Below are 19,490 nucleotides of genomic sequence, written 5' to 3'. Positions count from 1 at the left end.
CATGGTCGACGACAACGAACTCAACAGACTGCGCGACATCGCAGCACCGGCACCGGGTACCGACGCGAAGGCGCGTGCCTTAGAGGCCGCCATGCGGGCTTACGACCTGGACGAAAAAACTTCACCTGCCGCCCAAGGATCGGCGAAAGGGCTTCGTCTCACAGAGCGAGCACAAAAGCTCTGGAGCGAAATCATGCAAAAGAAACTCTTCGCCACTCCGGCCATTGCCGGGCTCGTCGCCCTACCGATAGCCGGATACGCCACCATCTACATGCTGCAGGAGCAGCCATTCCATTCCGGTGGCGACGAGAAGATCACCGAAACGCTGGCCGACAAACCAGTGGCTAGGAAGAAAGCCGATGCCGACGCCGAAAGCCGCGACGCAGCCGAGGCGCTTGCGCCGGCATCGCCGCCGAAGCCAGAGTCGGCTGCCGCTGGCGGCCTGACAAGGCAAGGTGCGCTGACCAGCAATGCGCCTCCGCCGGCGCCGAGCGGCGAGTTCGCACAGGACGGCGGCGCAAGCGCCGCAGCGGTCAAGGGTAGGGCCGGCACAACAGCCGAGTCCAAACTGATGGTACAACCGCCTATGCCGGCCGACCAGATGCCGTTGCCGGAGCAAAATCGCGACCGCGTCGAGGATTTCAAGAGCAATCAGGTGCGTGCCGCGCTCGAAGAGCCGGTCTCGACCTTTTCGATCGATGTCGACACCGCTTCCTATTCCTTCGTGCGGCGTTCGCTCAGGGAAGGTATTGTGCCGCGAGCCGACACCGTCCGCGTCGAGGAGATGATCAACTACTTCCCCTATGACTGGAAAGGACCGGACTCTGCCTCGACCCCGTTCAACTCGACCGTCAGCGTCATGCCGACGCCGTGGAACGAGCACACCAGGCTGATGCATGTCGCTATCAAGGGTTTCGAAGCCAAGCCGGCCGAGCAGCCCAAAGCCAATCTGGTGTTTCTGATCGACGTGTCGGGCTCGATGAACGAGCAGGACAAACTGCCGCTCTTGCAATCGGCCTTCCGGCTTCTGGTCAACAGGCTGAGGCCCGACGACACGGTTTCGATCGTCACTTATGCGGGTGATGCCGGCACCGTCCTCGAGCCGACGAAAGTTTCGGAGAAAGACAAGATCCTCAATGCCATCGACACTTTGACGCCCGGCGGCAGCACGGCCGGCGAGGCGGGCATCAAGGAAGCGTATCGGCTGGCGCAGAAATCCTTCGTCAACGACGGGATCAATCGCGTAATGCTGGCCACGGACGGCGATTTCAATGTCGGCCAGACCGACGACGACGATCTGAAGCGGTTGATCGAAAAAGAGCGCAAGATCGGGGTGTTTCTGTCGGTGTTCGGTTTCGGTCGCGGCAATCTGAACGATCAAATGATGCAGACCATCGCCCAGAACGGCAACGGCACCGCCGCCTATATCGACACTTTGGCCGAGGCCGAGAAGGTGCTGGTCGAGGATGCGTCCTCGACATTGTTCACCATCGCCAAGGACGTGAAGATCCAGGTCGAGTTCAATCCGAACAAGGTCTCGGAATACCGGCTGATCGGCTACGAGACCCGGGCCTTGAATCGCGAGGATTTCAACAACGACCGCGTCGATGCCGGCGAGATCGGCTCCGGCCATTCGGTCACCGCGATCTACGAGATCACGCCGAAGGGCAGCGGCGGCGAGCAGATCGATCAGTTGCGCTACGGCCAGGCTTCGGCGAACAATGGCGGCGTCGCCAACGCCGACGAATATGCCTTCGTAAAAATCCGCTACAAGCTGCCGAACGAGGATGCCTCGAAGCTGATCACCACGCCGGTGACATCAGCCAACGAAGTGGCTGATTTCGACCAGGCCAGCACCGACCAGCGGTTCTCCGTTGCCGTCGCTGCTTTCGGCCAGAAGCTGCGCGACGAGGATGCGACCGCGAAGTTCGGCTATGACAAGATCATGGAGATTGCCACTGCCGCCCGGGGAGCCGACCCGTTTGGGTACCGGTCCGAGTTCCTCTCGCTGGTGCGCCTTGCCTCGGCGCTTGGCGGTAACCGGTAATGGTGATGACCGTCCGATTTTCGTCAGATGGATCGTCCGGATAAGTGGAAACCGACCCACGGGCGGGTGAGGCAGGCCGGCAGGGGAAACCTTACCGGCCTTTTTCAACATTTGTCAGGCGCGGCTGCGCCGGCGCTCGCGGCGGGCTTCGCTGGTCTCGACGGTGTTGACTGTGGCCTGCTTGTTGCGCATCGGGCCAATGCGCTCAACGATTTTTTCGATGCTCGGGCGATCCGACCGGGTATGCGCATCGAGCGCCTTGCGCATTGCGGCGAGGTGGGCGAACGAGGTGCCGCAGCAACCGCCGACGATCTTTGCGCCGGCATCGACGGCCAGCCTGACATAGTCGGCCATCAGCTCGGGCGTGCCGGAATAATGGATCTCGGCGCCGCGAAATTCCGGAATGCCGCAATTGCCCTTGACGATCACCGTTGCCTCCGGCTTCGCCTCGGTCATGTCGAGCAGCGAAGCGAGGATGTCGGAGGCGCCGACGCCGCAGTTGGCGCCGACACCGAGCGGAGCCTGCGACAAGCCATCGGCGACGCCGTGGATGTTCTTCGGCAACAGCCCCATCATGGTGCGGCCGGCGGTGTCGAAGGAGCCGGTGTAGGTATAGGGCAAGCCGACGCGGATCGCGGCTTCGGCTGCGGCGCGGATTTCGTCCGGCGCAGACATGGTCTCGATCCAGGCGACTTCGGCGCCGCCGGCTTTCAGGCCCTCGATCTGTTCGGCAAAGGCCTCGACCGCCTCGTCATAGGTCATCGCGCCGAGCGGCACCAGCAACTCGCCGGTCGGGCCGACCGAGCCCGCCACGATGACCTTGCGGCCGGCTCTATCCGCGACAGCGCGGGCGATCTCGGCGGCGCGCTTGTTCAGCGCATGCACGCGGCCTTGCGCATGGTGCAGCTTCAGCCGGTGGCGGGTGCCGCCGAAGGAGTTGGTCAGGATGATGTCAGCGCCGGCATCGACGAAGTTCTGGTGCAGACTGGTAATGGTGTCCGGCGCCGTCTCGTTCAGCAACTCTGGAGCCTCGCCGGCCTCTAGCCCCATGGCGAACAGATTGGTGCCGGTGGCGCCATCGGCAAGCAGAACGCCCTTCTCAGCAAGCAGCGCGTCAATTGGATTGGTCATTGGAAATACGCCTTCCGGGGATTCTTTGTTGAGATAAGGATATAAAGAAATCTTTATATGGCGTCAATGTCGGCGCGATAGACAAGCCGTCAAAATCGCATCTCCGCCAGCCTTTGCGTGAAGCTGGCCGCCTCATGCGCGTTGATGTCGGCGGCGCGGATCAGATTGTCGAAATGGCTGGTCAGCGTGCGGACTGGCTGGGTCGCGTTCAGCACCAGATACATGTCGCCAACATAGATGGCGGCACGATAGGGCCCGAATATGGTGTAGGGAATCGAGTAGCGCATCCGTCCGTCATAGAGAAACAGGCGGAAGGTGGGATAAAGGTCGTCGAGCAGCGTCGCCATGTGAAGAAGCTGCTGGTGGCGGTCGGCATCAGGAAAACGGTCCCAGACGCCCAGTCCGCGCGCAAAGATCTCCAGCGTGTGGCGCGGCATGCAGACTTCCATGTCGGTTTCCGGCCGCCGGTTGTAGTCGATGCGGTACTGCGTCTCACCGGCCTGGGCCTCGCGGCTCTTGTTGGCGATACCAGCCTCGTAGTCGACGAGCGCCTCGGTGCGCAGAAGGTCGGGAATGCCGGCCGGCACGTAACGGATTTTCGTACCGGCGGCCTCGGCATGCCATCTGGCCAGCAGCGTGCGGTCGAAACCGTCGGGCGCTTCCTCGATCTCCAGGCTCTCGCGGATTTCACCGGTGACGCCTTCGTCCTGGCTGAGGCCGAGCAGCCAGTCGAGTGACACTTTGAATTCGGCGGCAATGTTGAGCAGCGTTTCGGCGCGGGGAAGGCGTGTCGAGGCGCCGGACAGCAGCTGCGAAAGCGCCGAACGATCGATGCCCACCGCCGTCGCGAAAGCGGACTGGTTCAAGTCGGATCGTGTCAGGAGCATTTTCAGGCGCTCCCGGAAGATCGTCGATAGGTCGCGTTTGTCCATATCGTCATTCCGGCCGTTGGGAGGAAAAAAATCCCCCGAATCCGTTAAAGTGGCAGTTTAGGCGTAAATGAATCCTCCAATTCGTTTACAATATATAACATCTGCGGCTGAAAATGCGCAATCGCAACATTTTGTGCGCCTTGTCGCGTTGCAGCATCTCGATGCTCCTGACAGAATGCTGTCAGGAATCAAAACGATTCCGGCGACTGGAAGGGCAGTGGTCGATCCATGACGAGCATGAATAACAGACGACGCAATGCACCGGCCATCGAATGGCCGACCGTGGTTCTCGCGTTTTTCTGTTACGGCACCTGGCTTGCAGCCGGCCTATTCCTGTGGCCGTCCTATCCGCTGCTGGCGCTCGTCGTTCTGGCCTTGATGGCCGCGCTGCAATCCTCGCTGGCGCACGAAGTCCTGCACGGCCATCCGACTCGCAATGCGCAGCTCAACGAAGCTTTCGTCTTCCTGCCGATCGGTCTCGTCTGGCCGTTCCGTCGGTTCAAGACCATTCATCTGCGCCATCATGCCGACGAACGGCTGACCGATCCGCTTGACGATCCTGAAAGCTACTACAAGGCGCTGTGGCACCATGAGGAATTGCCGCCGGCGATGAAGTTCCTGCTGAAGATCAACAACACCATGATCGGCCGTCTCATTCTCGGCCCATGGCTGTCGTGCATCGGTTTCTTCATCGACGATGCCAAGCAGGTGCTCGCCGGCGACAAGATGATCCGAAAGGCATGGCTGCTGCACGCCGTCGGCCTCGCCGTGGTGCTGCCGGTCGTGCAGTTCGGCTTCGGCATCCCGCTATGGCTCTACATCCTGGTTCCGGTGTGGCTGGGCCAATCGCTGATCTCGATCCGCACCTTCGCAGAGCACCAATGGTCGGAGCATCCGGAAGGCCGCACGGTGATCGTCGAGCGTTCGCCGCTGTCGTTCCTGTTCCTCAACAACAATCTGCATTTCGTTCATCACAAGAGCCCGACGGTGGCTTGGTACCGGCTGCCGAAGCTGTTTCGCGAGCGCCGTGACGAGTGGCTGCGGATGAACAATGGCTACGCTTATCCGAACTATTTGGCGCTTCTCAAGGCTTACGCGTTCAAGGCGAAGGAGCCGATCGTCCACCCGGTGCTGCGGCGCACGCCGGAACCGGGCCGGGCATTCAAGCCGCGCGTCAGAGCGCGCAGCCTCAATGGGCTTGGCAGTGCGCCGGTGCCCGCCGAGCCGCCGAAAGAATGAATTTTGTGGCATCGCCGGCGGCGATGCCCAGGTGCGCGTCAATGGTCTCGTCAGTTTCTCAGCGTAACGATCAAAATCCCGGCATGAGCGATTTCGTTGCCGCCTTGCCGATGTACGACTGGCCCGAAATGCGGAGCGAGGTCGATGCCCAATGGGCGCGGCTGCGTGATGCCTTCCGGCAAAAAGGCATCGACGCGCCCCAGACCATCGCTCGCTTCAATGCCGATCTACGGCCTGTGGAAGGCGGCATCCGCGACGCCGCCGGAAAGGTCATCGCGCCCGATCCGGCGACTATGCCGCCGGGCGAACTGGATTTTCATGGCCTCTGGCTGCATCCGGCGCTGCTGTTCGCACAGACCTGCTGGGGCCCGATGGAGACCGGCCTGTCGGAGCATGTCCAGGTGATCGGCCAGCCGAGCTACGATGCTTTCGAAGGCGGGCAGGGCGAACTCTATTCGAGCGCCATCGTGATGCGGGCAGGTGAAGCGCCATCGGTTGGCTCACCGGCCGACGGCAGCCCTCTCATCCCGCTCGATATCCTGCGTGGCAAGCACTTTACCTTCAACAGCCTCGATTCCATGTCGGGCATCATCGGGCTGACGCGTGACCTGGAGGCGCTGGGCGAAAGCCTCGACATCTTCTCTGAGCGCAGCGAAAGCGGTGGCCACCGTGCCTCGATCGTCGCAATTGCCGAGGGCAGGGCCGATGTCGCCGCCATCGATTGCCTGAGCTGGGCGCTGGCGCAGCGCTTCGAGCCTGCAGCGGAAGCGGTGGCGGTGGTCGGCTGGACAAGGCGGCGCAAGGGCCTGCCGTTCATCACCGCCAGATCGACACCGGAGAAAATCGTGGTGGCGTTGCGCGAGGCTGTCGCGGCGCTCGCATAAAAACAATCAGCCGCCGAGCAGCCGCTCGTCGAGCGGATAGTTCGAAAGCTGCTCGTTGCCGGTTTCGGTGATCAGGATCTGTTCCTCGATCTTGACACCCTCGTGACCGCCAAGCCGGCCGATATAGCTCTCGACGCAAAGCACCATGCCTGACACAAGCACGCCGTCGGGCGTGTCTTCAGTCCAGTCGATCGCATGCGGCAGCGTCGGGTATTCGTCGGCCAGGCCGACGCCGTGATAGAGCACGCCGTAGCGCGTCGGGAAACAATCTCCGGGCGGCACCGCCGAGCGTTCGACAAGGTCGCGGAAGGACATGCCCGGCTGCATCAGGCTGGTGTTGTGGGCGATCTGGTCGGCGGCGATGCGAAACAGGTCGCGTTGTTCGTTGGACGGCTCGGTGTCGCCGCAGAGCCAGGTGCGCGACAGGTCGGCGCAGAAACCATAAGGGCCGATCAGGTCGGTATCGAAAGCGACGAGATCGCCGGCTTCGATCGTTCTCGACGAGCATTCCTGGAACCACGGATTGGTGCGCGGGCCTGACGTCAAAAGCCGGGTTTCGACCCATTCCCCACCACGCGCAATGTTGCCGCGGTGCAATTCGGCCCACAATTCGTTTTCGGAAATGCCTGGCCGCAATGCTGCTTCCATCTCGCCCATCGCCGCCTCGCAAGCGACGATCGACCGGTGCATGGCCAGGATTTCGTCGGGCGATTTGATCAGACGAGCGTTTTCCATCAGCGCCTCGCCATTGCCGATCGAGATGCCGAGGCGGGCGAGCTCTTCGACGCCTTCGGTATTGATGTGATCGACGGCGATACGACTGATACCGCCGCCATGCTCTTTCACCAGATCGGCGATGCCGGCAGCCCAGCGGCGGACCTTTTGCTCGGTCAACTCGCCGCTGTAGAGATACATCCACGACACTGCCGGCCGCACCTCGTCGACCACGCCGGAGTGGTCGGAAAGGTGCTCGCACGAAAAATAGTCGAACAGCACCACCGGGCCTTCGGTGGCAACGAAACAATGCCTTGTCGGGTTGTGCGCGACCCAGAGCTGCATGTTGGTCGAGTCGGTCGCATAGCGGATGTTAATCGGATCGTAGAGCAGGGCTCCTGCATAGTCGCGGCGCTTCAGCTCGGCGCGGATGCGGTCGAGCCGGTATTGACGCATGGCAGGCAGGTTGGGGGCAGCAATGCCGGCGGCGTGCCACTCGGCTTCCGCCAGTGCGCCATAGCCAAGCACATGCTGGTTGAGCTCAGCGGCCTTCTGCCGCGACTTCAGGTGCAACACATCGGTGAAGCCCGCTTCGTCCGGCTCGAACGGCATGATCTTGCGATGACGAGGAGGTCGATCAGTCGGGTTCCTGTCCACCCTCGGCTCCTTTGCTAACGCCTTCGTCGGGCGCTGTGGCTTTTTCCGCAGCCGTTTTCTTCAATCTTATGTAGGCGCCGGGCCGGGCAGGCTTGCCCGTGCTAGGCAATAGCGGAACCATGATTTGCCTTGGTTGGCCGTCCGGCTCATAGCCAGCTTTTTTGAGCTGCTCCAAAATGACCGGCCGCGGATCGTCGCGGTCGAGCCAGACGAGTACAGCCGGCTCTTGCACCAGCCTGTCGAAATTCGGCACTTCCTGGTCAAGCGCGACCAATTTTTCGTCGACCAACCGCAGATTTCCGACCCATGCACCGTCGGATATTGCGGTTTTCACCGGCCCGTCGGCAGTCAGCTGGCGATAGAGGGCCGGGTAATCCACCCGGATCATCCGCGAGAGACCACTGGTCCCGTTTATCTGGAAGTACCAAGTGGCGGGCGCGAGCAGAACGGCGATGACCGCTCCGGCCGCGATCACCAGGAGCTGGGCGTCCCTGCCGCGTGGTGAAAGCCGTTCCATATAGGCGGCCATCGCCAGCGGCAAGATGATCAGGACCGGCACCAGCCAACGGGCCTTGACCTCGGTCACGCCGGTGGCCAGCACAAGTGTCGCCAGCATGGCCAAGCCGAGCGCCAAGGTACGCCACAAGAGAACTTCCCTGGCCGGTGCTTTGGGGTGACGCTCGGAGAAACGAAACCCCGTCAGCGCGAAAGCCAGCGCGGAAACGAACACCGGCAAGACAGCGAAATTGAAGGTCCCCATGATAAACTTGCCGGCGCCGGTGGCCGCGGCCGTCATGCGCGGCTGCTGTAGGTCTATTCCGAACTTCTCGCCTCTCGCCAGCAAATCGGCAGGATGCATGAGGCTCCAATATGTGGTTGGCGCCAGCACCAATATCGCGACGGCAACGCTGATTGCGAATTTCGGATCGAGGATCGCGCCGCGCAACTCGCGCAGCGACAACACCGCCGCAACAAGGGCTAACACCAGGAATACGTCGTTGTATTTGGCAAGAATTGCCGCAGCCGTTGCCAAGCCAAACACCGCATAGGCGATCACGCTTCGCCGCTCGATCAGATTAGCCATCGCGAGCAGGAGCAGTGCGCAAAAGCCGACAACGGCGACCGAATGCGACAAGGCCCGCTGCGATTCCCAGGCGATTTGCGGGATTGTGAAAAGTCCTAACATGGCCGCCGCTGCCGTCGCTTTCATGTAGCCGAACCGCCGCATGGCGGCGAACACACTGCAGGCGGCGAGGAACAGCACGGAGTATTTGACGAGCTTCAGCGTGAAAATATTGGTGCCGAAAATTTGCGCGGCCAGCCAGTTGATCCATGTATAGAGAGGCGGTTGCGAGCCGCCATATCCGGCCCAAAGATATGGAAGATAAATCAGTTGCTCCGCGTCATCGACGCCGACGCCAGTTCCTGCCCAAGTGGCCAGAATGGACAATATGACGGTTTGCAAGGCCAAATAAGCGGCGACCATGACGATCGCCGCCGGGAAGGGGCCGATCCTGCTCTCGGCAAGCCATTCGTCCCATTTCATCGAATACTTCAACGAGTTCTCATCGCCCGTGCCAGTTGCCGCCGGCCCCGCTAGCACGAAGACCGTGCCCCGCACAATGTGGCAGCCCTGATCGCTTCCGGGGCGGCGGGCTTCAAGTCGAATCGTACCGCCGCTCTAGCTTTTTGGTTAAGCATCGGACTTCTCCAAAATCGGTCGCACCCCGGCTCGGGCCGGAAGGCAGGCCTTTGGGTGCGGTGCTCTAGGTCCGCATCTTTTCGCCGCTCGGGTCGAAAGGCGGCTCGACATTGATGCGGGCCGGACGCCGGCTTCCGAGGATTTCGATCTCGAACAGTCCGGCGCTCTCTTCCCCGGCTAACGCCGCTGGCACATAGCCTTGCGCCATCGATTTCTGGACGTAATGGGCATAGCCGCCGGAGGTGACCCAGCCGACCACGCGCCAGTCGCCATCGACGATGCCGCGCACGGCCGAAGCGCCTTCCGCGGCCCTGGAGCCGCGCACTTCCTTGCCGCCCGTATCGAAACGCGGCGCACCATAGCCGTGCGGCTTTTCCACCGTGCCGTAGTCCTTGCCGCCGACCTTGGCCCAAATCGGTTCGTCGCCCATGACATCGGCGTCCGCGGCATCGAGGATGAAAGAGACACGGCGCAGTTTTGGCCCTTCTGCCTGCTCCCTGGCTGCCGCTTCGCGTCCGATGAAGTCGTTCTTCTCCAGCTTGACGAAGCGGTCCATCGCGCCTTCGAACGGCCCGTAAATCGGGCGCAGTTCGCGGAACCAGGTCGGGAAATTCTTCTCCAGTCGCATCGAGAGCAGGGCGCGCATGCCGAAATCGACGAGGCCAAACTCTTCGCCGGCATCCTTGATCGCCTTGTAGACGAGGCGCTGGTATGCCGGCGCCATCCAGATCTCGTAACCGAGGTCGCCGGTATAGGTAATGCGATTGACCATGCAGGGCGCGCCGCCGACCGCCATCTCGCGGAAGTCCATGAAGCGGAAAGCCTTGGTCGAGATGTCGACATCGACCAGCTTCTGCAGCAGGTCGCGTGATTTCGGCCCGGCGATCGACAAGCCGACCAGCGTCTGATCGAAGCGGTGAATGCGGACGCTACCATCCTTCGGCAGGTGCTTCTCGAACCAGCGCATATGATACTTCTGCGCCGCCGACGAGCTCCAGATCATGTAGCGCTCTTCACCCGCCTTGGCGATGGTGAAGTCGCCGATCAGCCTGCCGAATTCGTTGAGCATTGGGGTCAGCACGATGCGGCCGGTCTTCGGCATGCGGTTGGTCATCAGCCGATTGAGGAAATCCTCGGCTGCCGGCCCGGAGACTTCGTATTTGGCGAAGTTGGCGATCTCGGTGACGCCGACCTTCTCGCGGGTCGCACGCACTTCCTCGCCGATCGGCCCGAAATCGTTGGAGCGATGGAAGGAAACGATGTCCTTTGGCTCCGTGCCTTTCGGTGCGAACCAGAGCGGGGTTTCGAGGCCCCAGCTATCCCCCATGACGGCGTTTTTGGCCAGCATCGTGTCGTAGAGTGGCGTCGTTTGCGCCGGGCGCGCGGCCGGCAATTCCTCGTTGGGAAAGCGGATGGAGAAACGGCGCGAATAGTTTTCGCGCACCTTGGCATTGGTGTAGCGCAGCGTCGCCCATTCGCCGAAGCGCGCCACGTCCATGCCCCAGACGTCGAAGCCGGGATCGCCATGAACCATCCAGTTCGACAATGCCAGCCCGACGCCGCCACCCTGCGAGAAACCGGCCATGACGGCGCAGGCGCACCAGAAATTGGTCAGGCCCTGCACCGGGCCGACCAGCGGGTTGCCATCCAGTGCGAAGGTGAAGGGACCGTTGATGATCTGCTTGATACCGGCCTTCTCGATGCCGGGAAAATGCTTGAAGCCGATTTCGAGCGACGGCGCGATGCGGTCGATGTCGGGCTGCAGCAGCTCATGGCCGAAATCCCACGGCGTGTTGATCGGCGACCACGGCTTGCAGGCCTTTTCATAGGTGCCGAGCAGGATGCCGTTGCGTTCCTGGCGGGTGTAGATTTCGCCCTTGAAGTCCATCACGCCGATCATCTCGCGGCCGCTCGACCTGTTGAATTCCTCGACCTCCGGCATCGGCTCGGTCAAGAGGTACATGTGCTCCATGGCCAGCAGCGGCAGCTCGACACCGACCATGCGGCCGATCTCGCGCGCCCACAGGCCGCCGCAGTTGACGACATGCTCGGCCTGGACCGTGCCTTGTTCGGTGACGACGTTCCAAGTGCCGTCGACTTCCTGCGTCAGCTCGACGACGCGGTTGCGCAGCACGATCTCGGCGCCGAGCTTTCTGGCCGCCTTGGCGTAGGCGTGGGTGGTGCCGGAAGGGTCGAGATGGCCTTCGACCGGATCCCACATGGCGCCGACGAAATTCGTCTCGTCCATCAGCGGGAACATCGCCTTGGCCTCTGACGGCGTGATCAGCTCGGTGTCCATGCCGAGATAGCGGCCCTTGGCGTGGGCAAGGCGCAGGAAGTCCATGCGCTCGGGCGTGTCGGCCATCATCACGCCGCCGGTCAGGTGCAGCGAACAGGACTGGCCGGAAAGTTCTTCGATCTCCTTGTAGAGCTGCACCGTATAGGCCTGCAGCTTGGCGACGTTGGGATCGCCGTTGAGCGTGTGGAAGCCGCCCGCCGCATGCCACGACGAGCCGGAGGTGAGCTCCGAGCGCTCGATCAGCATGATGTCGGTCCAGCCGGCCTTGGCCAGATGGTAGAGCACCGAGCAGCCGACGACGCCGCCGCCGATGACAACCGCTTTTGTATGAGATTTCATGAAGATAGTTCCGTTTTTGAAGAGATTGAATCGAGTGAGCGGGGGGTGAACACAAAGCGGAGAAGGGCGCCGGCTGGAATGATCTCACGCCCTCCCTCGACCCTGTCGACCGGGGGAGAGGTGTCGGGTGACGCTCGACGGAGTGGCGGTCGACTGTTCATCAAACCAATACAGATATTTAAAAATCGGTCGGCGCGCCGCCTTCGGACCGGCGTTTGTCGACGAAGGCGTTGAGCTCCTCGCGGATAGCCGGGTCCATATACGGCTCTTCATAGGAGGCCAACCGCTCCTTCCAGACCCGATTGGCCTTTTCGAGAGCCGTCGGCGATCCGGCTTCCGCCCAGGTCTCGAAATTGCGCCAGTCGGAGATGATAGGCGAATAGAAAGCGGTCTTGTAGCGGTCCTGGGTATGCTGGGTGCCGAAGAAATGGCCGCCCGGACCGACGGACTGGATGGCGTCGAAGCCAAGGGCCTCCTCGGAGAGGTCGAGCGGGGTCAGGAACTCGGCCACCATCTGCAGCAGATCGATGTCCAGAATGGTCTTCTCGTAGGAGCAGCGCAGGCCGCCTTCCAGCCAGCCGGCCGCATGCATCATCAGATTGCCGCCGCCCTGGATGGCGCCCCACAGCGAGAACACGCTTTCATAGGCCGCCTGCGCGTCGACCGTGTTGGCGGCGCAGGTGTTGGAGGTGCGGTAAGGGATGTTGTAGCGGCGGGCGAGCTGGCCGCCGACCAATTGCGCCTTCATATATTCCGGCGTGCCGAAGGCCGGCGCGCCGGACTTCATGTCGACGTTGGAGGTGAAACCGCCATAGCCGACTGGCGCGCCCTTGCGCACCATCTGGGCGAAGGCAATGCCGGACAGCGCTTCGGCATTCTGCTGCACCAGCGCGCCGGCGATGGTCACCGGCGCCATGGCGCCCGACAGGGTGAACGGCGTCACGATGACGACCTGGCCCCTGCTCGACATCTGGATGATGCCTTCCATCATCGGCACGTCGAGCTTGAGCGGCGAATTGGTGTTGATGATGGTGAACACCGATGGCTCATCGAGAAGCTGTTGGTCGCTGATGCCGCGCGCGATCCTGGTGATCTCGATGCCGTCGACATTGCGCTCCTTGCCGAGCGAATAGATGTGGAACACCTTGTCGGTTAGCACGCTCAGATCGCGGATGCATTCGAGGTGCCGGACGGACGGATGGATGTCGATCGGCTCGACCGGATAGCCGCCCGTGCAGTTTAGGATGTTGTGCATCTGCGCAAGCTTGAGGAAGTTGCGGTAGTCCTGCTGATTGCCCGGCCGGCGGCCGCGGTCGATGTCGGAACAATTGGGCGCCGACGCCATCATCGAGATGATCAGATTGTCACCGCCGAAGCGGACATTGTGCGCCGGATTGCGGGCATGGATGGTGAATTCCGACGGGCAGTGGGAAACCAGCTCGAGGATCATGTCGCTGTCGAAGCGCACCCGCTCGCTGCCTTCGCGGACATCCGCACCGTGCGCCTTCATGATGCACCTTGCCTCGTCGTGCAGCACGTCGACGCCGATTTCCCTGAGAACGCGGAGCGATGCGAGGTGGATCGATTCCAGCTCGTCGTCGGAGACCAGCTTCGTCGGCGTCAGCGGGATTTTCAGTTGGCGGAACGGCGGCTGCTCGAACGCCGCTGATCCGCCGGCGCGCTTTCCCGCGCGGCCGCCGCGACGGGCACGGTCGTTTGCCAATGCCGGTTCGGCGGGATGAAGGGCGGCGGTCATGATAGTCCTCGTACGCTGCGATAAGTGCGGCGGCATAATGGACCGCCGGCTGTCCCGCCATTGCGGAGGCGACGACCACTAGGACGAGGGAAGCGACATGACAGCTCCCGGGCTGAAGGCAACCGACTGGATCACCGGGCTTTTGATCTCCTCAGGCTGGCGCAAGCGGTTTTCGTCAACGGTGCTTCCCGGCGCGCTGCTGAAACGCTAATCGTGCAGGTTCCCTGTTGGTGCGGATCATGGACCTGGCGGAAGAGAACAGCGGCGAGACAATGCAGTGGGCGGCGATCACCGGCGTGATCGCCACCGTTTCGGTGTTCGCCATCGCGCAAGGGCTGAGCTATCCGCTGTTGAGCTTCATCCTGCAGCGCCAGGGCGTCTCGCCGGCCATGATCGGCCTCTCGGCGGCAATGACGCCGGTCGGCTTTATCGTCTCGTCGCCGCTGATCCCGGCGCTGGCGCGCCGGTTCGGGGCGGGGCGCACGGCGCTCACCTGCGCAGCTCTTTCCGCGATCATGCTGGCGCTGATCGGCTGGACGCAAAATGTCTATCTATGGTTCCCGCTGCGCTTCCTGATCGGCGTGGTGACCAATCCACTCTATGTGCTGAGCGAGATCTGGGTGATCGCGTTGGCGCCGCCGTTGCGCCGCGGCCGCGTGATGGGGGTCTATTCCACAGTCATTTCGGCTGGTTTCGCCGCCGGCCCGCTGTGCCTGCTTGCCGTCGGCACCGAAGGCTGGCCGCCGTTTCTCGTCGGCATCGCCGCATTCGTTTTTTGCGGCTCCTGCCTGGCGCTGGTGCTGCGACGGCTTCCGAAGGTCGATGAGGCCGGGCACCGGGTTTCGGTCATGGGGTTCATGCCGATGGCATGGCTGCTGTTGTCGGCGGTTGTCGTGGCCGCTGGTTTCGAACAGGCGGTACTGGCACTGCTGCCGGTCTACGGAGCGCATTACAGCATTGAGGAAACACGCATGTCGGCGCTGCTGTCGATGATGATCGCCGGCAATATCGCCATGCAGGTGCCGCTCGGCCTGCTGGCGGAACGGCTGACGGCGCGTCTGGTCCGATTTATCTGTGTATTGCTAACGCTGCTCGGATGCGTGCTGTTGCCGGTTCTCATCGAGACGCCGCTGATCTGGCCATGCGTCTTTATCTGGGGTGCAGTCTCCTACGGCATCTACACGATGTCGATTATCGAGCTTGGCGAGCGGTTCACCGGCTCGGCACTGGTCGCCGGCAATGCCGCCTTCTCGCTGATGTGGGGCGTCGGCGGCATCGCCGTGCCGCCGCTGGCGGGCGGCGCTATGGATGTTCTCGGTGCGGACGGCCTGCCGATCACGCTTGGCGCCATTTGCCTGGCGCTGGCGGTCACAACCGTATTGCGGGGGCGAGCAGTCTAATACAATTGCGGCGTGCCTTCATTTCCTTGCCATCTGGAAATCGCCCATAAATCACAATTGGCGTGGTATTCAGAGGGATGCATCCCGCGTAGACGGTCTCGAATTTCAACGGCACGATCAAAGTCGGGTATCAATCCAACGTCAGACAGTTCCGTGTTCGCAAACACGTCAGGAAATCCTCCGCAGTTGGTCAAAGCGCTTATGGAGACGTCTTGATCCAACAAGTCGTAGCCCAGGAAGGTAAATCCGTTCCAGTCGAGTGAACGCACGTCAACCGACGGTCTTCGGATCACATTGAGGACATTCAAGTCGCCCGGATCCGCCAACTCCGAAAGGAGGAAGTCCAGGTCCACAAAGAAATCGAGCATGTAGTCCTCGTTCACAATATGAGGCCAGTAGCTGTCCTTTACCTCTCCCAAGGCGACCGGCCCGAGCATTCCATCGAGTGAAACGACCTCGCTTAATTGGGTGAGGCCGGACCAGTTGATGTACATGGTCCACGCAGTGCCGCTGAAAGGACCGAACTTCTCTTTCGCAATGTACAGAGGTTGCATGAGTTCCCTCGTGGCCTGCGGGCGGCAAGGAGGCCCCACCTAGAGCGGCCAACAGCGCAACGGCTCGTTTTGCGCGTTCCAAGTTGAATATAGGTCGTCGCAAGACGATGTTTGCAACACCGAGCCTTGATGAGTTTATCGGAGACCATTTGACGATGTCGAACACAAAGACGCAGGCGAATTCGGCGGACGAAGATCCCTTTCTCTGGCTGGAGGACAGGACAGGCAAGGAAGCGCTCGACTGGGTTCACCGTCAGAACGAGGCTACAACAGGTGAATTGCAGGGTGATCCGTCCTACCAGTCCTACTTCCAAACCGCGCTCGACCTGATGACGGCCGAAGACAACATAGCGGTCGGCTCTGCGCTCAACGGCCACGTCTACAATTTCTGGCAGGACAAGACTAACGTGCTTGGCCTCTGGCGGCGCACGACGGTCGCTTCCTATAAGACCGAGAAGCCGGATTGGGAGACGATCATCGACTTCGACCGTCTTTCGGCCAAAGAGGGCGTAAAATGGGTGTTCAGCGGCGCCAGCCGGCTTTACCCCGACTTCAGCCGCTGCCTGCTCAGCCTGTCGCCGGATGGCGGCGACGCCAGTGAGATGCGCGAATTCGACATCGACACCAAGTCCTTTGTCGAGGGCGGCTTTCGTGCTCCTGCCTCGAAGTCGGGCTTCAGCTGGCTGGACAAGGACACGGTCATCGTCTCGGCTGCCTTCGAAGAGGACGAAAAAACCAGGTCCGGTTATCCGCGCGTGGTTAAGCTTTGGCAGCGCGGCACCAGGCTGGAGGATGCGACGCCGATCTTCGAGGCGCAGAAGCAGGATCTCGCCGCCGGCGGTTCCCTCGAGTTCGACGGCGACAAGCGGCATCTGTTCCTGACCCGGACGCTCGACTTTTTTGCCTCGCACAGCTTTCTGCGTCTGCCTTCCGGCGAAAACAGGCGCATCCCGCTGCCGGACGACGTCACCGACACGATGCTGTTCAGGGATCAGCTCGTCTTCGGGGTGCGCAGCCCATGGTCGGCGCCGGACGGCACGCGATGCCGACCCGACGGCCTCTATTCGCTGGACTTCGCCCGCTGGATCGAGACCAATGCGCTCGGACCCGTCGATACCGTCCTCGAGCCGGCGGATCGTGTCTCGATCGCCGGCATCGCCCGCACGCAGGACCGGCTGTTCATCAATCTGATGGACAATGTGCGCGGCAAGGTCGTCGCCTGCCAACGCGGCGACAGCGGCTGGTCGCTGCAGCCGGTGGCGCTGCCCGAAAACGGCAGCGTCGGTATCAGCCACGCCGAGCGTTTCGGCTCCAGCGTCTCCTTCTCCTTCACCGGTTTCCTGTCGCCGAGCTCGATCATCTGGTCGGATGACAATGCTGCGACGCTTATGACGGTGAAATCGCAGCCGGCGCGTTTCGATGCGTCGTCGCTTGTCTCGGAACAGTTCGAGGCGCGCTCGAAAGACGGCACCATGATCCCTTACTTCGTCGTCAGGCGACGTGATCAGAACGGGCCGGTGCCGACGCTGCTTTACGGCTATGGCGGCTTCGAAGTGCCGCTGCTGCCAGGCTATGCCGGCGTGCGCGGCCGGCTGTGGCTGGAAAAAGGCAATGCCTATGGGCAGGCCAATATTCGCGGCGGCGGCGAATTCGGCCCGGACTGGCACCAGGCCGCGCTCAAGGCCAACCGGCAGAATGCTTTCGACGATTTCGTCGCGGTTGCGCAAGACCTGGTGAAACGCGGCATCGCCACGCCGGCGACACTCGGCATCCAGGGCGGCTCGAATGGCGGTCTGCTGACCGGCGTTTCCCTGACCCAGCATCCCGAGCTTTTCGGTGCGGTGATCATTGACGTGCCGCTGCTCGACATGCTGCGTTACACCGAGCTGCCGCCCGGCGCATCCTGGATGGCCGAGTATGGCGATCCGGCGAAGCCGGAAGAGGCCGCGTGGCTGGCCGCTTACTCACCCTATCAGCATGTAAAGACCGATGCGGCCTATCCGCCGGTCCTGCTGACGACGTCGACCGCCGACGACCGCGTCCATCCCGGCCATGCGCGCAAGATGGCCGGGCGGCTGCAGGCTGCCGGCCACACCAAGACACTATTCTTCGAAGAAACCGAGGGTGGCCATGGCGGGCGCGGTGATCGACGGCCGCAAGCGGCACAGGCGGCGATGAAGTATGTCTTCCTGCAACGGGCGCTGAACGGAACGGCTTGAACTGATCGCATCAGACCGCCTAAGGTGCTGCATGGCTCGGAGGAAGACATGTCGCGCATTTGGGATGGCGGTGACGCCGTCGCCGCGCACGCTTCGCGCCGAGCTTTTGCGGCTTTGCGCCCGCATCGGCTATTCGCCGCCCACTTTCCCCTAGCGAATCCGCCCCGGCAACAAATTGCCGGATTGGTTCAAGAGGAAAGATCAGACATGACGTATCAGAATTATTCGCTGAAGCAGCTTCAGCAGATCGATGCTGCGCATCACCTTCATCCGTTCACCGATCACAAGGAGATGCGCGAGGCCGGCTCACGCATCATCACCCACGCCAACGGGCCGTTCATCTACGATTCCGAAGGGACGGAAATCCTCGACGGCATGGCCGGGCTGTGGTGCGTTAATGTCGGTTACGGCCGCGATGAACTGGCCGACGCAGCTTACGCCCAGATGAAGGAACTTCCCTACTACAATTCCTTCTTCAAATGCTCGACCCCGACGCCGGTGCTGCTGGCCAAAAAGCTGGCGGAACTGGCGCCGAAGCACGTCAATCAGGTCATCTACGGCTCGTCCGGCTCGGAGGCCAATGATACGGCACTGCGGCTGGTCCGCCACTATTGGGCGCTGGAAGGCAAGCCGGAGAAGAACTGCATCATCTCGCGCAAGACGGCCTATCACGGCTCGACCATCGCCGGCACCTCGCTGGGCGGCATGGAGCCGATGCACAAACAGCTCAACGGCGCGGTTCCAAACATCGTCCATGTGATGATGCCTTATGCCTATGAGCTGGCTCTGCCCGGCGAAAGCGACCATGATTTCGGCCTGCGCGCGGCCAAGGCCGTCGAGGATGCCGTCCTCGAAGCCGGCGCCGACAAGGTCGCCGCCTTCATCGGCGAGCCGGTGATGGGGGCAGGCGGGGTGAAGATACCGCCGATGAGCTATTGGCCGGAAGTGCAGCGCATCTGCCGCAAATACGATATCCTCCTGATGCTGGACGAAGTCATCACCGGCTATGGTCGAACGGGCGAGTGGTTCGCAGCTCAGACCTTCGACATCGAGCCAGATACCATCACCACCGCCAAGGCGCTGACCTCCGGCTATCAGCCGCTGTCGGCGCTCCTGGTCGGTGACCGCATCGCCGCGACGCTGGTCGAGAAGGGCGGCGAATTCAATCACGGCTACACTTATGCGGGGCACCCTGTGGCCTGCGCCGTGGCACTGAAGAACCTCGAGATCATGGAGCGTGAAGGTCTGGTCGATCGGGTCAAGAACGACACCGGACCATATTTCGCCAAGGCGCTGCAGGAGCACATTGGCGGTCACGATCTGGTCGGCGAAGTGCGCTCGATCGGGCTGATGGGGGGAATCGAAATCGTTAGGGACAAGGCGACCAAGGAGCGCTTCCTGCCGGCCGGAAGCGCGGCCGTGCTTGTCCGCGACCACGCAATTGCCCAGGGCATGATGCTGCGCGCCACCGGCGATACGATGATCCTGTCTCCGCCGCTGATCTGGACGCGTGAGACGATCGACATGGCCTGCGACCGCATCGCCAAGGCGCTTGATCTGGCGCAAGCGGATTTGCGCGGGCGGTAAGATAGAACGATTGCCGGGCGTCCTGCAGTC

General features: G+C 62.1%; 13 protein-coding genes. 6 read left to right on the top strand and 7 right to left on the bottom strand.

Translation table 11 applies throughout. The annotated features are described in order from the left end of the window. The first annotated feature begins 1 nt into the window (after window position 1). Window positions 2–2,047, top strand: coding sequence for a YfbK domain-containing protein (locus ACWTU7_RS17930; protein WP_455839393.1), 2,046 nt, complete (start codon window positions 2–4; stop codon window positions 2,045–2,047). A 114-nt stretch (window positions 2,048–2,161) separates the two neighbouring features. Here ACWTU7_RS17930 and bmt read toward each other — a convergent pair whose 3' ends face one another. Continuing rightward, entirely contained in the window at window positions 2,162–3,178 is a 1,017-nt protein-coding gene (gene bmt, locus ACWTU7_RS17925) for a betaine--homocysteine S-methyltransferase (protein WP_455839392.1), read from the bottom strand. 89 nt (window positions 3,179–3,267) lie between these two features. Further along, window positions 3,268–4,110, bottom strand: coding sequence for a helix-turn-helix domain-containing protein (locus ACWTU7_RS17920; RefSeq protein WP_455839391.1), 843 nt, complete (start codon window positions 4,108–4,110; stop codon window positions 3,268–3,270). 237 nt (window positions 4,111–4,347) lie between these two features. Here ACWTU7_RS17920 and ACWTU7_RS17915 point away from each other — a divergent pair, with 237 nt between their 5' ends. Continuing rightward, window positions 4,348–5,349: a fatty acid desaturase gene (locus tag ACWTU7_RS17915; RefSeq protein WP_455839390.1), complete on the top strand. Its 1,002-nt coding sequence runs from the start codon at window positions 4,348–4,350 to the stop codon at window positions 5,347–5,349. An 83-nt stretch (window positions 5,350–5,432) separates the two neighbouring features. Further along, complete coding sequence (locus tag ACWTU7_RS17910) at window positions 5,433–6,233, top strand: phosphate/phosphite/phosphonate ABC transporter substrate-binding protein (protein ID WP_455839389.1); 801 nt, start codon at window positions 5,433–5,435, stop codon at window positions 6,231–6,233. Window positions 6,234–6,239: 6 nt separating this feature from the next. Here the strand turns inward: ACWTU7_RS17910 and ACWTU7_RS17905 are convergent, their stop codons facing one another. The 4 genes from ACWTU7_RS17905 to ACWTU7_RS17890 all read right to left on the bottom strand — a co-directional run bounded on the left by ACWTU7_RS17905 (window position 6,240) and on the right by ACWTU7_RS17890 (window position 13,700). Continuing rightward, the gene (locus ACWTU7_RS17905) at window positions 6,240–7,559 is read right to left on the bottom strand and encodes a M24 family metallopeptidase (RefSeq protein ID WP_455839448.1); all 1,320 of its coding nucleotides are present in this window, start codon (window positions 7,557–7,559) and stop codon (window positions 6,240–6,242) included. A 25-nt stretch (window positions 7,560–7,584) separates the two neighbouring features. Next, on the bottom strand, window positions 7,585–9,090 hold the full coding sequence (locus ACWTU7_RS17900; RefSeq protein ID WP_455846531.1) for an ArnT family glycosyltransferase: 1,506 nt from the start codon (window positions 9,088–9,090) through the stop codon (window positions 7,585–7,587). Between the two features lie 280 nt (window positions 9,091–9,370). Then, entirely contained in the window at window positions 9,371–11,944 is a 2,574-nt protein-coding gene (locus ACWTU7_RS17895) for a GcvT family protein (protein WP_455839387.1), read from the bottom strand. A 178-nt stretch (window positions 11,945–12,122) separates the two neighbouring features. Continuing rightward, entirely contained in the window at window positions 12,123–13,700 is a 1,578-nt protein-coding gene (locus ACWTU7_RS17890) for a trimethylamine methyltransferase family protein (protein WP_455839386.1), read from the bottom strand. A 239-nt stretch (window positions 13,701–13,939) separates the two neighbouring features. Here ACWTU7_RS17890 and ACWTU7_RS17885 point away from each other — a divergent pair, with 239 nt between their 5' ends. Continuing rightward, window positions 13,940–15,100, top strand: a complete 1,161-nt coding sequence (locus ACWTU7_RS17885; protein WP_455839385.1) for an MFS transporter — start codon at window positions 13,940–13,942, stop codon at window positions 15,098–15,100. On the opposite strand, the gene ACWTU7_RS17880 is transcribed toward ACWTU7_RS17885, so the two are convergent. Next, complete coding sequence (locus ACWTU7_RS17880) at window positions 15,097–15,654, bottom strand: hypothetical protein (protein ID WP_455839384.1); 558 nt, start codon at window positions 15,652–15,654, stop codon at window positions 15,097–15,099. The genes ACWTU7_RS17885 and ACWTU7_RS17880 overlap by 4 nt on opposite strands. A gap of 155 nt (window positions 15,655–15,809) precedes the next feature. On the opposite strand from ACWTU7_RS17880, the gene ACWTU7_RS17875 reads away from it, so the two are divergent. Next, entirely contained in the window at window positions 15,810–17,873 is a 2,064-nt protein-coding gene (locus tag ACWTU7_RS17875) for a prolyl oligopeptidase family serine peptidase (protein ID WP_455839383.1), read from the top strand. 207 nt (window positions 17,874–18,080) lie between these two features. Beyond that, the gene (locus ACWTU7_RS17870; RefSeq protein ID WP_455839382.1) at window positions 18,081–19,460 is read left to right on the top strand and encodes an aspartate aminotransferase family protein; all 1,380 of its coding nucleotides are present in this window, start codon (window positions 18,081–18,083) and stop codon (window positions 19,458–19,460) included. The last annotated feature ends 30 nt before the right edge of the window (window positions 19,461–19,490 follow it).

Source organism: Mesorhizobium sp. BHscii (assembly GCF_053848065.1).
The sequence above is the reverse complement of the archived record's forward strand: the minus strand, read 5'-3'. Positions and strand labels throughout refer to the sequence as shown.

Bases quoted from the DNA above. Each gene is read 5' to 3' on its own strand.
- ACWTU7_RS17930 (WP_455839393.1), top strand. From the start codon at position 2: ATGGTCGACGACAACGAACTCAACAGACTGCGCGACATCGCAGCACCG.
- bmt (WP_455839392.1), bottom strand. From the start codon at position 3,178: ATGACCAATCCAATTGACGCGCTGCTTGCTGAGAAGGGCGTTCTGCTT.
- ACWTU7_RS17920 (WP_455839391.1), bottom strand. From the start codon at position 4,110: ATGGACAAACGCGACCTATCGACGATCTTCCGGGAGCGCCTGAAAATG.
- ACWTU7_RS17915 (WP_455839390.1), top strand. From the start codon at position 4,348: ATGAATAACAGACGACGCAATGCACCGGCCATCGAATGGCCGACCGTG.
- ACWTU7_RS17910 (WP_455839389.1), top strand. From the start codon at position 5,433: ATGAGCGATTTCGTTGCCGCCTTGCCGATGTACGACTGGCCCGAAATG.
- ACWTU7_RS17905 (WP_455839448.1), bottom strand. From the start codon at position 7,559: ATGCCGTTCGAGCCGGACGAAGCGGGCTTCACCGATGTGTTGCACCTG.
- ACWTU7_RS17900 (WP_455846531.1), bottom strand. From the start codon at position 9,090: ATGGTCGCCGCTTATTTGGCCTTGCAAACCGTCATATTGTCCATTCTG.
- ACWTU7_RS17895 (WP_455839387.1), bottom strand. From the start codon at position 11,944: ATGAAATCTCATACAAAAGCGGTTGTCATCGGCGGCGGCGTCGTCGGC.
- ACWTU7_RS17890 (WP_455839386.1), bottom strand. From the start codon at position 13,700: ATGACCGCCGCCCTTCATCCCGCCGAACCGGCATTGGCAAACGACCGT.
- ACWTU7_RS17885 (WP_455839385.1), top strand. From the start codon at position 13,940: ATGGACCTGGCGGAAGAGAACAGCGGCGAGACAATGCAGTGGGCGGCG.
- ACWTU7_RS17880 (WP_455839384.1), bottom strand. From the start codon at position 15,654: ATGCAACCTCTGTACATTGCGAAAGAGAAGTTCGGTCCTTTCAGCGGC.
- ACWTU7_RS17875 (WP_455839383.1), top strand. From the start codon at position 15,810: ATGTCGAACACAAAGACGCAGGCGAATTCGGCGGACGAAGATCCCTTT.
- ACWTU7_RS17870 (WP_455839382.1), top strand. From the start codon at position 18,081: ATGACGTATCAGAATTATTCGCTGAAGCAGCTTCAGCAGATCGATGCT.